Below are 13,795 nucleotides of genomic sequence, written 5' to 3' on the forward strand. Positions count from 1 at the left end.
ATGAGCGCCAGCGCGCAACAGTGACGATATGCTTGTTCATATCCGCGCGGGAGCATTTGATTTCCCCGCACGCGAACGCCCAGGTTCCCTGGGCACTACAGATGAACCCTCAATACTGTCGACCAGCGCCAACGCCACGGCGCGCGCCTCATAGGTCTCTTCGTTCAACTGCTTCGCGATGACGATCTGCATCAGTGAGTTCAAGATCTCGCATTGTAGGCCACGGCTAAGAGGACCGTATTCTCGCAGGATCTGCTCTGCGATCTCATTCGCTTCCCCTGTATGGGAGGGAGCGCCCAACCGGATCCTCTCCCTGGCATGCCGCGATCCATCCGTCGACGCGATGTATTCAGGCTGTGCGAACAACATCACTGCTCCGCGGTTCAGTTCTCCGCCCTTCCGTGCCGGTCCCTCCTTCCGCCTCCTTCTCGAGCTGTTCGATCGCTTCTCCCTCCTTCCGCCTCCTTCTCGAGCTGTTCGATCGCTTCCGCGATACGCTTGGGATCTTCGTGTTCGAGACCGACGACCTCGTTGCGCGTCTCGCGCAGCGCAAGGATGACTTCGTCGAGTTTGGCGTGAAGCGCAGCGGTGTCGCGATAACCCTGGATCAGCACCACGCCGGTGATCACGATCGCCAGCATGGAGAGCGCATAGGTGACGACTTCAGTCCAACCGAGTGGAACAAGGGCCGTGCTGACCGCCAGGGCGATCAGCACGAAATAGAAACCAGGCGGCTTGGACAGGAAGTCGGCGGTGGAGAAGAGCGCCTTGTTCATGACCGTCGCCGCCAATCGAGGCTATGCAGCTTCCTGCATCGCCCGTTCGTTGACGCCGCCCTCGCCGAGGGTCGACAGCGCCTCGTCGGTCGCCTCTTCCTCAGCGAGCGTGGCCTTGAGAAGCTTGGCGGCGTCAGCCATCCCCATCTGCTCGGCCCAGGCGATCAGGGTGCCGTAGCGAGCAATCTCGTAGTGCTCCACAGCCTGTGCCGCCGCGACAAGCCCAGCGTCGAGCGCGGGCGTTCCACGGTACTCTTCGAGGACTTCGGTTCCCTCTTCGAGAATCCCGTCGATCGCGGGGCAAGTCTTGCCACGAGCCGCTCTCCCCAGAAGCTCGAAAACCTGTTCCAGCCTGTCGACTTGGCCTTCCGTCTCGGCCAGATGCTTCTCGAAAGCTGCCGACACTTCTTTTCCCTCGGCTGCCTTCGCCATTTTGGGAAGCGCCTTGAGGATCTTCTTTTCAGCGTAATAGATGTCCTTGAGACCATCCAGAAAGAGGTTGTCCAACCCCTTTGTGGCGGCGGTGCTGCTTTTGCTTGGCATGAGCTTTTCTCCGAAAAGGTGAGCTGTACTGCGGTCCATAACAGCCTTGGGCGCGGCAGGTTCCATCGCGATGCAGAGGTTGCTCTCCCGGCCCCACGGAGGTGGGGAATGGCCCCACCTCCGCTTGGGGTTCAGGACTGCCCGCCCTTGCGGCCGGCTTCGCGTGCGCGTTCGGGGTCATCGGCGAAGTTGCCGCCGCCCTGCTGATCCCGGCTTTGTCCACGATCGTCCTGGTTCTGCTGACCAGAGCGCTGATCGTCGTCGCCTTGCTGTGATCCGCCGCGCCTGTCTTCGCCTTGCTGTGATCCGCCGCGCCTGTCGTCGCCTTGCGACTGTTGCCCGCCCTCGCGCCCGGCCTCGGCCGCCAGCTCACGATCCTGCGAAAAGCTGCGCTTCTCGTCGGGGACGCTCTGCCCGCCCTTCCTGGCGATTTCGCGCTGCTTGTCCTCATCCATCCCGCCGAAGCCGCGATCTGAAGTTCCTTGATTTGTCATGATCCAGTCCCTTTCGTTCTTGCGACCCGGGTTTAGGTCGAAGCCACAGCAACGGGAGCGATGGGATGCGGTTCCTGCCGCCGGAGGATCTTTCTTTTTGCGCTTCAATGTCATTGTTTATTGACCTTGCGGATCTTCCTGGCCGCGAGGGCTCCGCTCGTCTGGCCTGAGGCCACCGGGCCCTGCCGGCCAGCCAATCCATTGCCGGCACAAGCGGTGCGCTCTAGATCAGGTTCGAACTGATGCGAGCGCGCCGTCGCCGCGCGTAGCTGAGGGCAGTCGTCATGTCCGTGGCCATTCGTCCATTGATCGATGCCTTGCAACGGTACGACGCTGTGACGGCCGAAGAGCAGGCTGTCATCGAAGCGCTGCCACGCACGGAACGCACCTATGCAAACGGCGCAGACATCGTGTCGGAGGGAGACCGACCGGTCCAAAGCTGTCTTGTGCTGGAAGGCTATGCCATCCGCACTCAAGTTCTCGAGGATGGGGAGCGCCAAATCACGGCCATTCACATTGCCGGCGATTTTGTCGACTTGCCCAGCCTGTTGTTGAAGACGATCGATCATGGCGTCGCCCCGCTGGGGCCATGCCGGGTGGCGTTGTTCCCCCATGACGCCCTGCGTCAGCTGACCGACCATCAGCCGCATCTTACCCGCCTGCTGTGGCTCTCAACGTTGGTCGATGCCGCCATCCATCGAAACTGGATAGCAGGCATGGGTCGACGCCTGGCCATCGATCATCTCGCGCATTTTGTGTGCGAACTCTATACGCGGCTCCAGAGCCGAGGCCTTGTGGATGGTTTTTCGTTCCCCTTTCCGGCGACGCAAGCGGAGCTGGGGGACATCCTCGGCTTTTCGACGGTTCACGCGAACCGGACACTCCAGGACCTTCGCAAGCTGGGCCTTGTTCGTTGGGAAGCGGGCAGGATCACGGTTGAAGACTACGACGAACTGGCGGCGCGATCCGGCTTCAACCCCGCCTATCTCAACCTGCAGCGCGAGCCGCGTTAGCCGGCTGTTTTCCGACATCCCTCCGGCCAAGCCTCATCTCGTGCCTTGGCCGATGCCCCATGTGTCGCCACGCAGCACGCCGTGAGGCATTCCGGGAACGAAACCCCCTGCGCCGCATTGTGAAAACACGCGCCCTTGCGCCTCTCTCCTGAAGGAAACAGACATGGCCAAAACGTCGATGCGGTCGCCTGACGGGCGAGCAACCATTCACGATCAGAGATTGGAACGTGGCCAAGGTGGAGAACTCCATCAGGTGGCGGAGGGCGACGTCCCGGTGATGACCACCGCCCAGGGCGGCCCGGTCGCTGATGATCAGAACACCTTGAAGGTCGGCGCACGCGGGCCGACGCTCATCGAGGACTTTCATTTCCGCGAGAAGATCTTCCATTTCGACCACGAACGCATCCCTGAGCGCGTCGTGCACGCACGCGGCTACGGGGCGCACGGGTTCTTTGAAACCTACGAGTCCCTGGCCGCTTACACGCGGGCCGACATCTTCCAGCGCCCCGGCGAAAGGACCCCGGTTTTCGTCCGTTTCTCTACGGTGGCCGGCTCCAAGGGTTCCTTCGATCTCGCCCGCGACGTACGCGGCTTCGCCGTCAAGTTCTATACCAAGGAAGGCAACTGGGATCTGGTCGGGAACAACATTCCCGTCTTCTTCATCCAGGACGCCATCAAGTTTCCCGACGTCATCCATTCGGTGAAGCCGGAGCCTGACCGCGCCTTCCCCCAGGCGCAGTCGGCGCATGACAATTTCTGGGACTTCATCAGCCTGACGCCGGAATCGATGCACATGATCATGTGGGTGATGTCGGACCGGGCAATCCCGCGCTCCTTCCGATTCATGCAGGGCTTCGGCGTTCACACCTTCCGGCTGGTCAACGCCAAGGACGAATCCACTTTCGTGAAGTTCATCTGGAAGCCGAAGCTCGGCATGCAGTCCGTGGCCTGGAACGAAGCGGTCAAGATCAACGGAGCCGACCCCGACTACCATCGGCGCGACCTGTGGGAGGCGATCCAGTCGGGCAACTTCCCCGAATGGGAACTGAATCTGCAGCTCTTCGACCAGGACTTCGCCGACAGCTTCGATTTCGACGTCCTCGATCCCACCAAGATCATTCCCGAGGAGGTGCTCGAGCCCATTCCGGTCGGGCGTCTGGTTCTCGACCGCATGCCCGACAATTTTTTCGCTGAGACGGAGCAGGTCGCGTTCATGACACAGAACGTTCCCCCTGGCATCGACTTCTCGAACGATCCGCTGCTGCAAGGCCGGAATTTTTCCTATCTCGATACCCAGCTGAAGCGGCTCGGAAGCCCAAACTTCACCCACATTCCGATCAACGCGCCGAAGTGCCCGTTCCATCACTTCCAGCAGGACGGTCACATGGCGATGCGCAATCCAGTCGGCCGTGCAAACTACCAGCCGAACTCATGGGGCGAGGGGCCAAGGGAAAGTCCGCTTCACGGGTTCTCCACGTTCGCGAACCCCGAGGAGGGGCCGAAGGTTCGCCTGCGGGCGGAGAGCTTCGCCGACCACTACAGCCAGGCGCGGCAGTTCTTCATCAGCCAGACCGACGTCGAGCAGCGCCATATCATCATGGCGCTGACTTTCGAGCTCAGCAAATGCGAGAACCCGGCCATCCGCGAGCGCATGGTCGCGCACCTGCTCAACATCGATGAGACCCTCGGCAAGGCGGTGGCCGACAGGCTGGGCATCGCAGAACTGCCCGAGCCGGCCGACGCCGCAGTCCAGACGCGCGACGACCTTCCTCCGTCGCCGGCCCTGAGCATCCTCGAGAACGGGCCTGGCAGCTTTGAGGGCCGTAAGGTCGGAGTGCTGGTCAGCGAGCAAGCAGACGCCAGCCTGCTGAAAGAATTGCAGGCGGCGATCGAGGCGGAGGGCGCCGTCATGGAAGTGATCGCAGCCAAGGTGGGCGGCGTCGAGGCTTCCGACGGCAGTTGGATTGCCGCCAGGCACATGATCGACGGCGGGCCGTCGGTGTTGTTCGATGCGGTTGCACTGGTGCTGACCGGGCCCGGGGCCGAGCGCCTGGTGAACGAAGCCACCGCCCGGGATTTCGTGGCCGACGCGTTCGCCCATTGCAAGTTCATCGCTTTCACGACCGAGGCGACGCCGCTGATGGAAATGGCGGGAGTCGATCCGGAGGCGGATGAGGGCATGATTCCGCTCGACGATGGGGGAGCCGTCGCCGAGTTCATGCAAGCCTGCCGGGAACTGAGATTGTGGTCGCGGGAAGGCAGCGTCAAACTCTAGAGATCCGGGGGGCGACGCATGGCAGCGCGCGGACTTGTCCACGGGCCGCTTGGCGGCAACTGCATCCACCTCTGCGTGGACATGCAGCGCCTGTTCGGGCCGGGCGGCCCTTGGCCCGTTCCCTGGGTGGAAAAGGTGCTTCCTGCAATCGAGGAACTGACCGGCAGGCATCCCGACAGGACGATCTTCACACGCTTCATCCCCGCCGTCCGGCCGGGCGAGGGGCCGGGGATGTGGGCGCGCTACTATCAACGCTGGGCCGCGGCGACCCTCAGCAACATTGATCCGGCCCTGGTGGAACTGGCGCCTTCGCTGGCGCGGTTCGTGCCGCCTGCGAAGGTTCTCGACAAGCGCGTCTACTCGCCCTGGACAGAGGGCGGCCTGGACGCGCTCCTCCACGGCTCAACAATCGATGCGCTTCTTGTCACCGGCGGCGAAACCGACGTGTGCGTGCTGGCGACAGTGCTGGGCGCCATCGACCGCGGCTTCCGGACGGTGATCGTAACCGACGCCATCTGCAGTTCCGCCGACCAGACGCACGATGCACTGATGGAACTCTATCGTTCGCGTTTCAGCGAGCAGGTAGAGGCGGTCACGATGGAGGAAGTTATTGATGGTTGGCGCTAAGTGACGCTGACGGGGAGGGAGATGACATCATGAGAACCCTGTTTCGGGACAACGGGCTGACAATCGTCCTCGCGGCCTTGTTCCTTTTTTCCGTGACCGGGATGATCTGGTCGGGCCATATGGCCCACAACCAAGAGCTCCAGCAGCATGGGTCGGAGCCCATAGGGCTGCTTGCCTATGTGACCAGCGGCGCCTTCCTCTCGGCGCTGTTCGAGAACTGGGAAAGCGAATTCCTGCAGATGTCGGCCTATGTGATGCTGACCGCCGTGCTGTTCCAGCGCGGCTCCGCAGAGTCGCGCGATCCAGACGATCCCCACCGGCCCGGCGACGAACTCCCTGCGGCAACCCGCGCGCGCAGTCCGATATTGTCATGGCTTTATTCCTATTCGCTGGGCCTCGCCCTTGCCGGGCTCTTCGTAATCTCCTTCGTCTTGCACTGGTGGGCGAGCTTCGCTGCGGCAAACGAGGAGGCCTTGCGCCACGGCGGCGAAATTCAGAGCCTAGACAGCTATCTTCTCGATGCTCAGCTGTGGTTTGAGTCTTTCCAGAATTGGCAGTCCGAGTTTTTGTCGACTGCGGTCCTGGTCGTGCTGTCGATCTTCCTGCGCCACAAGGGTTCTCCAGAGTCAAAACCCGCCGGCGCGGCCAACGCCGAGACCGGCGCATAGGCCGCCTGGTCTGCGTCAACCGAAGCGGCCAGCAGCGGTCTTCATCGAGGCGGGCTCAAGAAGCACTGTTCGATTGCTGCCGACCCGAGGGGCGGAACAATGAGACGCTGGCCATCCGGCAGCCGCCATGGATACGCGTGTGGGGAAATCAGGTGAGGAGGTGATCGAAACACGGCGGAACAATGTCCGCACCGGCCGGTTATTGCTGTTCAACGAGAGGAAATACCCCCATGCATGGCATAATTTACCTCGTCGGCCTCGTGGTCGTCATCCTGTTCATCCTGTCCGCCCTCGGCCTGCGTTGATGGAGGGCGAAATGACAGTCACTCAAACCGGGCCTTTGGAGGCTGTGGTCACGGACGAAGCCGCGGCCCGCTCTTACGTGGATTGGCCGGCCATCATTGCCGGGGTCGTGGTGGCAAGCGCCATCTCCTTCGTGCTTCTGACGTTCGGTTCGGCCATCGGGCTATCGATGGTGTCTGCTCGGGAAGGGGAATCTGCATCCCTTTTCTGGATATCGGTTGTCGGCGGCCTCTGGATTCTCTGGGTGCAGGTGAGTGCATCCTTGAGCGGCGGCTACCTGACCGGCCGGATGCGGCGGCGAGTGGGTGATGCGACTGAAGCAGAGTCCGACATCCGGGACGGCTCAAACGGATTGGTCATGTGGGGCCTTGCCACCCTGGTAGCAGCCGCCATCGCCTGGTCCGGTGCAACAGGAGCCGCAAGCGTCGTTGGGCAGACCGCAGGAGCCGCGGCTTCGACCGTCGGCCAAGCCGCGGACGCTCTCGATCCTTCCGCGCTCCTTGCTGACCGAGCGGTGCGCGGGCGGCCCGACGCACCGGCTGTCACGGAGGCGGACAGGCAATCCATCAGCCGCACTCTTCTGGCTGCCGCCACCGGCGATCAAATCGATCCGGCGGATCGCGACTACCTGGTGACGTTCATTGCGTCGAGGACGGGTCTTTCCCCGGAAGAAGCTTCGGCTAGGGTTGATCAGCTTGTGGAACAGGCGCGCTCCATTGAAACACAAGCGCGTGAAGCGGCCGAACGAGCACGGCAGGCTTCAGTCGTTGCCGCGTTCCTCACGGCTGCGGCTCTGGCGCTCGGCGCTGCAGCGGCCTATTTCGCCGCGACGGTCGGAGGAAATCATCGCGACAAGGAGACCGTCATGGAAGGTTGGTATCGGCCGTGGCGGTAGTCACTTTCCACTAAACCGAAGCTGTGATCGGATTATGCGGGGGCTGGCCATCGGAGCCAGCCTCTCGGCAAGCCAGATGACTGACCGTCGCCCGCTCTCGCCCATGGGGACACCAAGCGCAGACAGGGGAGGTGCACGGCGCCTGCGCCGGCGTCCTGCCAAAGCACAGTACGGAAGGGACGTCCGTGCATTGCCCGACACCTCACGCGATTCCGAATCCTGGAACCCGCTGCTCCACTCACGCATTTCACGCAGTTGAAGGCGAGGTGGAACGTGGCCCCTGACAAGCTGTCGACCTACAAGGCAAAGCGGGACTTCGAGACGACGCAGGAGCCGAGCGGCAGCGTCGACGTCAAGGCGTCCAACCTACTGCGGTTCGTGATCCAGAAGCATGACGCGACCCGCCTCCACTACGATCTCCGGCTCGAACTGGACGGCGTGTTCAAGTCCTGGGCCGTGACGAAGGGCCCGTCGCTCGATCCCCACGACAAGCGGCTCGCCGTCGAGGTCGAGGACCATCCCCTGGACTACGGAGACTTCGAGGGCACCATTCCCAAAGGCCAGTATGGCGGCGGCACCGTCATGCTGTGGGATCGCGGCCACTGGGAACCGGAAGACAAAGGGTCGGTCGAGCAGCAGCTCAGGAAGGGAGAGCTAAAGTTCCAGCTCGAAGGCAGGCGCCTCAAGGGCAGCTTCGTCCTGGTCCGCATGGACGGTGACCGGTTCAAGGGCAAACGCAACAACTGGCTGCTGATCAAGCACCGCGACGCAAGCTCGGTCGAGCAGGACGGCGCCGCGATCCTCGAGGACAACGCCACGTCGGTCGCCTCCGGACGGACCATGGAACAGATCGCTGCCGGCAAGGGCCGCAAGCCGAGGCCCTTCATGCTGGATACCCATGCTGTGGAGGCGGACGCCGTCTGGGACAGCAAGACCGGGCTCGCCGCGGACGAGCGGAAGGCAGGCAAGCGCGGCGCTGCCCAGCCGGTAAAGCGCTCGGGCGTACCGGACTTCATCGATCCCCAGCTTTGCCAGACACTGTCCAGGCCGCCCGGCGGCAAGGGTTGGCTGCACGAGATCAAGTTCGACGGGTATCGCATCCAGATGCGCGTCGTCGACGGCGAGGTTACGCTCAAGACCCGCAAGGGGCTCGATTGGACCGAGCGGTACCGTGCCATTGCGACGGTCGCGGCAGAACTCCCCGACGCCATTGTCGATGGCGAGATCTGTGCGCTCGATCACAATGGCGCGCCGGATTTCGCAGCGCTCCAGGCAGCCCTCAACGAGGGCAGGACCGGAGAGCTCGTCTACTTCGCCTTCGACCTTCTCTTCGACGGCGAGGAGGATCTGAGACCCCTGCCGTTGGTGGAGCGCAAGAAGCGGTTGGAGGAATTGCTGTCGGCCTTCGATGGGAACGGCAACATCCGCTTCGTCGAGCACTTCGAGACCGCTGGAGATGCCGTCCTGCGGTCCGCTTGCCGCCTCTCTCTGGAAGGCATCATCTCCAAGGAAGGCACATCGACCTACTCTTCCGGGCGGTCGAAAAGCTGGGCAAAATCGAAATGCAGGGCCGGCCACGAAGTGGTCATCGGCGGGTACGCAACCACGGGTGGGCGTTTCCGGTCGCTCCTGGTCGGGGTCCATCGCGGCAAGAACTTCGTCTATACCGGCCGCGTCGGGACGGGATTTGGGGGAGGCAAGGTCGAGACCCTGCTTTCCGCACTGAAGCCGTTGAAGACCTCCCGCACGCCATTCACGGGCCAATCCGTTCCGAAACGCGGGGATGAGATCGTCTGGGTCAAACCCGAGCTCGTGGCCGAGATCGAGTTCGCCGGGTGGACAGCGGACGGTCTCGTCAGGCAGGCAGCTTTCAAGGGACTGCGGGAAGACAAACCCGCCGGTGAGGTCGAGGCGGAAAAGCCCGCCGATGCGGACACCGAGCTGCTGGAGCCGTCGCCTGCCGAACGGCGTTCGTCGGGGCGCAACGCCGGCAAAGCAAACGTCATGGGTGTCCTGATCTCGAGCCCGGACAAGGTTCTTTGGCCCGCCGCAGGTGACAACACGGCGGTGACGAAGGAAGAGCTGGCGCGCTACTACGAGGCTGTGGGCTCCTGGATGATCAATCACATCCGCGGCCGTCCATGTTCCATTATCCGCGCTCCTGACGGCGTCGGCGGAGAGCAGTTCTTCCAACGCCATGCCATGCCCGGCACGTCCAGCCTGCTTGAACTGGTTCAGGTTTTCGGCGATCGCAAGCCATACCTCCAGATCGACAGGGTCGAAGGCCTGGCAGCGGTCGCCCAGATCGGCGCCGTGGAGTTGCATCCGTGGAACTGTGAGCCGCAACAGCCGGAGGTCCCCGGCCGTCTGGTGTTCGACCTCGATCCGGGACCGGAGACGCCGTTTTCAAGCGTTGTCGAGGCCGCGCAGGAACTGAAGGAGCGGCTCGAGCAACTGGGCCTCGTCGGCTTCTGCAAGACGACCGGTGGAAAGGGGCTGCATGTGGTCACGCCCCTGAAAGTCGGGACGCGCCGTAAACTCACGTGGGATGAGGCCAAGAGCTTTGCCCATGCCGTTTGCGTCGCCATGGCAGCGGATAGCCCTGACCGCTACCTGACCAAGATGGCGAAGAAGCTTCGGCATGGGCGCATATTTCTGGACTACCTGCGCAATGACCGGATGGCGACAGCGGTGGCGCCGCTCTCGCCACGGGCGCGCGAGGGCGCGACGGTCTCGATGCCGCTGACGTGGAGCCAGGTCAGACGGAACCTCGATCCCAAGCGTTTCACGCTGCGCTCGGTGCCGGGCCTGCTCTCGAAAACCGAGGCCTGGGCGGACTATTGCGACGGGGAACGTCCGCTCGAGGAGGCGATCGCCGGCATTCGGCGGGGGAGGGGATCGTGACGCCGGAAGACAGGGCGTTCCCGTTGCCTGTCGAGACTGCGCCAATGGAAGCAAGACTGGCGGACGCGATCCCGGAGGACGATGCGGCATGGCAATACGAGCCGAAGTGGGATGGGTTTCGCTGTCTGGCCTTCAAATCCGGGGAGGAGGTGGACATCCGAGGCAAGTCCGGCAAGCCGCTGGGCAGATATTTCCCTGAACTGATCGACCTGCTGCGTCGTTTCCCAACTCCCCGCTTTGTCGTGGACGGGGAGATCGTCATCGAGCTATCCGGCGGCACTTCCTTCGAAGCCCTTCAGATGCGGCTGCATCCGGCCGAAAGCCGCATCCGAAAGCTCGCCGCTGAGACGCCTGCCAGGCTGATCCTCTTTGACATGCTCGCCGACACTGCCGGCAAAGACTTGAGGGACCAACCATTGTCCTTCAGGCGCAGCGTGCTGGAAAAGTTCGTCAGTTCATTGGCGTCGAAGGATGTCGAACTGTCGGTGATGACGCTGGATGCAGACGAGGCCGAGAGGTGGCTGACAGCGGGACATGCAGGGCGCACCGACGGCATTGTCGCGAAAAGACGAGATGGGCGATACCTGTCGGGGGTCCGCGAAATGGTGAAGGTCAAGCCGGTGCGCAGCGCCGACTGCGTGGTCGGAGGCTTTCGCTATCTCGCCGACAGGAAAGAAGTGGGTTCACTGCTGCTGGGCCTCTATGACCGCGAGGGCAAGCTCGACCACGTCGGCTTCACGTCCACGATCCGCAACGAAGAGCGCGGTGATTTGACGAAACGCCTGGAAAAGCTGCGGCAGCCGCCGGGATTCACGGGAGACGCGCCCGGCGGCCCAAGCCGCTGGAGCACCGAGCGAAGTGCCGCCTGGGAGCCGTTGCGGCCGGAACTTGTCGTCGAAGTGCGGTTCGACCAAGTGACGGGAAATCGGTTCCGCCATGGCACGAAGCTGCTGCGCTGGCGACCCGACAAGGCTCCCCGACAATGCACCTTCGAGCAGATCGCATGAGCTCTCGTCGCTCTGTCTTCGACGTTGCGCAGTCGACTGGCCACTTTGCGCGCTTCTGGGATCGGGCGCCCCATGAGGTGGCGACCGAACTCATCGGATCCGAATTCTGTGTAGCCGGCGTAGGCGGCAGAATCGTCGAAACAGAGGCTTATGCGGCGGACGATCCCGCCTCGCACAGCTTCGGTGGCGAAACACGCCGCAACGCCGCCATGTTCGGACCTCCCGGTCACGCCTACGTATATCGTTCCTACGGCCTCCATTGGTGCCTGAACTTCGTCTGTCGGCGCGGAAGCGCCGTCTTGATGCGAGCCCTCGAACCACTTCACGGTGTCGATCGCATGGTTGAGCGCCGCGGACTGACGGAGCGCCGTCTCCTTTGTTCGGGACCGGGGCGCCTCGCGCAGGCACTCGGCATAGACGGCGCCTACGATGGCCTGTCCCTTGAGGATCAGCGATTTACCTTTGTTCGCTCCGTCTCGGATGTGCCCGTGGTCTTCGGCGCCCGGATCGGCATTTCCAAAGCCCTCGACAAAGCCTGGCGTTTCGGGCTCGCCGGTTCCCCCTATGTGAGCAAGGGCTTCGATCGAGAATGATTGCAGGAATTTCCGCGCTCAGGGTCGAAGCACCAAGGCGGGGTGAGATCACGCGCGGCTATAGCCCGCAATCACGCGGTTGAGAAAGCGCCTCGCGGCTCCTGGGAGTGTTTGGCCGACCTACTGTAGCCATCCCCCCGAAAAGCCGGCTCGGCGCAGCCCTGCCAGAACCGGCGGGCAGCGACGCATGATGTTCCAAGGAAGGCCGGTCCGATAGTTTTCGATCATGAGAATCACTGGACCCTGATCGATGCCGAAATGATAGGGGCTCACCCACCAGCCGGTCCGGCTCCCTTCTACTGCAAATGTCTGGTTGAACGAAGGCTTGAAACCGTAAAGCCGGCTCGCGCCCAAGTGCATGAAGGCACAATGCCTGACGGTCGGAACGACTATTTCCGGGGCGAATGGCAGCGAGGCGACGACAACCCAAGGCGAGACCGTCCCGTCATCGGGACCCCACGGAACTCCGCGGGCGATGTAATCGAAGAACTCCCGCTCTTTTCCGTCGATCGTCCTCTTGCACCAGCCTGGCCCATCGCTGGCTGTGAACCCCCAGCAATGTTCGCCGTAGCCGACGAATTCCATCGGATTGCGGATAGCATATTCCTGCTGCACAAAGGTGGCCTGCCGACTGTTCTCGAAATAGTCCGACTGGCGCTCTCGCATGAACGCGTCCTGGATGCCCTTGAAATCGATCCACATGTGCGACAGCTGGTGCGTGAAAAGCGGCCCGCAATACAATAGTTCGTGTCCGTAGATTTCTCTCCATCGATAGGTAGCGGTATAAGCGGTGTAACTCTCGGGCGGCAGCGGATGGGTGGGAGATCCGAGACCGAGAATGTAGAGCAGCAAGCCCTCGTCATATCCGCGCCAGCGATAAGGAATGAATCCGGTCTCCGGACGCCAGCCGTGGGTCAGCGTCGCCTCGCCATCACGGGCCCAGTTCCAGTCGGCGCGCTCGTAGAGACGGTTGGCAAGTTCCCGGATTTCCGCTTCATCGGCGGTGTCTTGATCGAAATAGGCGGCGACCGTCAGCGCTCCTGCAAACAAGAATGCGGAGTCGATCGTGGACAATTCGCACTGCCACACCCGGCGCCCGGTTTCGATATCCAGGAAATGATAGAAAAAGCCCTTGTAGCCGGTGGCGTCGGGTTCAGGGCCCTGGGGGCATTCGATCAGATAGCGCAACCGCTTCCGGGTGATCTTCGAAGCAAATTCGCGGATGATGATGCCACGCTCCACCGCCACCGGAATCGTCGCCAGAGCCATGCCGATTGCGGCGATGCTTACCGGAGCGTTCGGCTCCGTCTTGTCACGAACCAGTCCGTTATCGGGGTTCGTCTCGTGCAGATAATACAGCAGGGTCGTGAACTGCAGCCAACCCAGTTCCTCATCGGTCGGCGGCTGAGCAAGGTCGGTTTCCATGGAGAGGAGGCCGCGCATTTGGATCAACCGAGGATCGGACAGGGTCGAGGATTCGTCCCTACGTTTTGAAGCGGAATATTCGGATCGAGGACCCGCGGCGCGTCGCATCCGTGCGCCAGCGCCTGACCTCGCAGCCGGGGCATGTGCTGGCGATCGGCGCCGTAGCCGGTCCCCAGCACATGGTAGCTGCCGCTGGAGAGGAAGGCGACGGTGGGAAATGGAATGGTCATCAGCGGACTGCCATACTCGTTCCTGCCTGCCGGGTAGCGTTG

The 13,795-nt window shown here is 62.6% G+C and carries 13 protein-coding genes; 8 read left to right on the plus strand and 5 right to left on the minus strand.

Annotation, left to right across the window (positions count from 1 at the left end; translation table 11 throughout):
• Positions 1-36: 36 nt before the first annotated feature.
• The 4 genes from PD284_RS07990 to PD284_RS08005 all read right to left on the minus strand — a co-directional run bounded on the left by PD284_RS07990 (position 37) and on the right by PD284_RS08005 (position 1,927).
• Positions 37-192 carry a hypothetical protein gene (locus PD284_RS07990; RefSeq protein ID WP_274627683.1) on the minus strand — a complete coding sequence of 52 codons (156 nt, stop codon included), beginning with the start codon at positions 190-192 and terminating at the stop codon, positions 37-39.
• A gap of 191 nt (positions 193-383) precedes the next feature.
• Complete coding sequence (locus tag PD284_RS07995; RefSeq protein ID WP_274627684.1) at positions 384-776, minus strand: low affinity iron permease family protein; 393 nt, start codon at positions 774-776, stop codon at positions 384-386.
• A gap of 21 nt (positions 777-797) precedes the next feature.
• Positions 798-1,319, minus strand: coding sequence for a YciE/YciF ferroxidase family protein (locus tag PD284_RS08000; RefSeq protein ID WP_274630568.1), 522 nt, complete (start codon positions 1,317-1,319; stop codon positions 798-800).
• 131 nt (positions 1,320-1,450) lie between these two features.
• Positions 1,451-1,927, minus strand: a complete 477-nt coding sequence (locus PD284_RS08005) for a KGG domain-containing protein (RefSeq protein ID WP_274627685.1) — start codon at positions 1,925-1,927, stop codon at positions 1,451-1,453.
• A 170-nt stretch (positions 1,928-2,097) separates the two neighbouring features.
• Between PD284_RS08005 and PD284_RS08010 the strand changes: the two genes are divergently transcribed.
• The 8 genes from PD284_RS08010 (at position 2,098) to PD284_RS08045 (ending at position 12,098) form a co-directional block, all read left to right on the plus strand.
• The gene (locus tag PD284_RS08010; protein ID WP_274627686.1) at positions 2,098-2,826 is read left to right on the plus strand and encodes a Crp/Fnr family transcriptional regulator; all 729 of its coding nucleotides are present in this window, start codon (positions 2,098-2,100) and stop codon (positions 2,824-2,826) included.
• Positions 2,827-2,989: 163 nt separating this feature from the next.
• Positions 2,990-5,101 (plus strand): catalase, encoded by a 2,112-nt coding sequence (gene katE, locus PD284_RS08015; protein WP_274627687.1) that lies wholly within the window; start codon positions 2,990-2,992, stop codon positions 5,099-5,101.
• Between the two features lie 18 nt (positions 5,102-5,119).
• Positions 5,120-5,728 (plus strand): cysteine hydrolase family protein, encoded by a 609-nt coding sequence (locus PD284_RS08020; protein WP_274627688.1) that lies wholly within the window; start codon positions 5,120-5,122, stop codon positions 5,726-5,728.
• A gap of 29 nt (positions 5,729-5,757) precedes the next feature.
• Positions 5,758-6,396: a DUF6766 family protein gene (locus PD284_RS08025; RefSeq protein ID WP_274627689.1), complete on the plus strand. Its 639-nt coding sequence runs from the start codon at positions 5,758-5,760 to the stop codon at positions 6,394-6,396.
• Positions 6,397-6,523: 127 nt separating this feature from the next.
• Positions 6,524-7,594 carry a hypothetical protein gene (locus tag PD284_RS08030; RefSeq protein ID WP_274627690.1) on the plus strand — a complete coding sequence of 357 codons (1,071 nt, stop codon included), beginning with the start codon at positions 6,524-6,526 and terminating at the stop codon, positions 7,592-7,594.
• A gap of 273 nt (positions 7,595-7,867) precedes the next feature.
• Complete coding sequence (gene ligD, locus PD284_RS08035; RefSeq protein WP_274627691.1) at positions 7,868-10,498, plus strand: DNA ligase D; 2,631 nt, start codon at positions 7,868-7,870, stop codon at positions 10,496-10,498.
• Complete coding sequence (locus PD284_RS08040; protein WP_274630569.1) at positions 10,492-11,505, plus strand: ATP-dependent DNA ligase; 1,014 nt, start codon at positions 10,492-10,494, stop codon at positions 11,503-11,505. The genes ligD and PD284_RS08040 overlap by 7 nt, the downstream gene beginning before the upstream one ends.
• Positions 11,502-12,098: a DNA-3-methyladenine glycosylase gene (locus PD284_RS08045; protein WP_274630570.1), complete on the plus strand. Its 597-nt coding sequence runs from the start codon at positions 11,502-11,504 to the stop codon at positions 12,096-12,098. Before PD284_RS08040 ends, PD284_RS08045 begins: the two co-directional genes overlap by 4 nt.
• 120 nt (positions 12,099-12,218) lie before the next feature.
• Here PD284_RS08045 and PD284_RS08050 read toward each other — a convergent pair whose 3' ends face one another.
• Complete coding sequence (locus PD284_RS08050) at positions 12,219-13,541, minus strand: glucoamylase family protein (RefSeq protein WP_274627692.1); 1,323 nt, start codon at positions 13,539-13,541, stop codon at positions 12,219-12,221.
• Positions 13,542-13,795 lie beyond the last annotated feature (254 nt).

The sequence above is a fragment of the Mesorhizobium shangrilense genome (assembly GCF_028826155.1).
GTDB lineage: Bacteria > Pseudomonadota > Alphaproteobacteria > Rhizobiales > Rhizobiaceae > Arvimicrobium > Arvimicrobium flavum.

What these genes read in the sequence shown, in the direction of transcription:
- PD284_RS07990 (WP_274627683.1), bottom strand. Translation starts at nt 192, where the DNA reads ATGCAGATCGTCATCGCGAAGCAGTTGAACGAAGAGACCTATGAGGCG.
- PD284_RS07995 (WP_274627684.1), bottom strand. Translation starts at nt 776, where the DNA reads ATGAACAAGGCGCTCTTCTCCACCGCCGACTTCCTGTCCAAGCCGCCT.
- PD284_RS08000 (WP_274630568.1), bottom strand. Translation starts at nt 1,319, where the DNA reads ATGCCAAGCAAAAGCAGCACCGCCGCCACAAAGGGGTTGGACAACCTC.
- PD284_RS08005 (WP_274627685.1), bottom strand. Translation starts at nt 1,927, where the DNA reads ATGACATTGAAGCGCAAAAAGAAAGATCCTCCGGCGGCAGGAACCGCA.
- PD284_RS08010 (WP_274627686.1), top strand. Translation starts at nt 2,098, where the DNA reads ATGTCCGTGGCCATTCGTCCATTGATCGATGCCTTGCAACGGTACGAC.
- katE (WP_274627687.1), top strand. Translation starts at nt 2,990, where the DNA reads ATGGCCAAAACGTCGATGCGGTCGCCTGACGGGCGAGCAACCATTCAC.
- PD284_RS08020 (WP_274627688.1), top strand. Translation starts at nt 5,120, where the DNA reads ATGGCAGCGCGCGGACTTGTCCACGGGCCGCTTGGCGGCAACTGCATC.
- PD284_RS08025 (WP_274627689.1), top strand. Translation starts at nt 5,758, where the DNA reads ATGAGAACCCTGTTTCGGGACAACGGGCTGACAATCGTCCTCGCGGCC.
- PD284_RS08030 (WP_274627690.1), top strand. Translation starts at nt 6,524, where the DNA reads ATGGATACGCGTGTGGGGAAATCAGGTGAGGAGGTGATCGAAACACGG.
- PD284_RS08045 (WP_274630570.1), top strand. Translation starts at nt 11,502, where the DNA reads ATGAGCTCTCGTCGCTCTGTCTTCGACGTTGCGCAGTCGACTGGCCAC.
- PD284_RS08050 (WP_274627692.1), bottom strand. Translation starts at nt 13,541, where the DNA reads ATGCGCGGCCTCCTCTCCATGGAAACCGACCTTGCTCAGCCGCCGACC.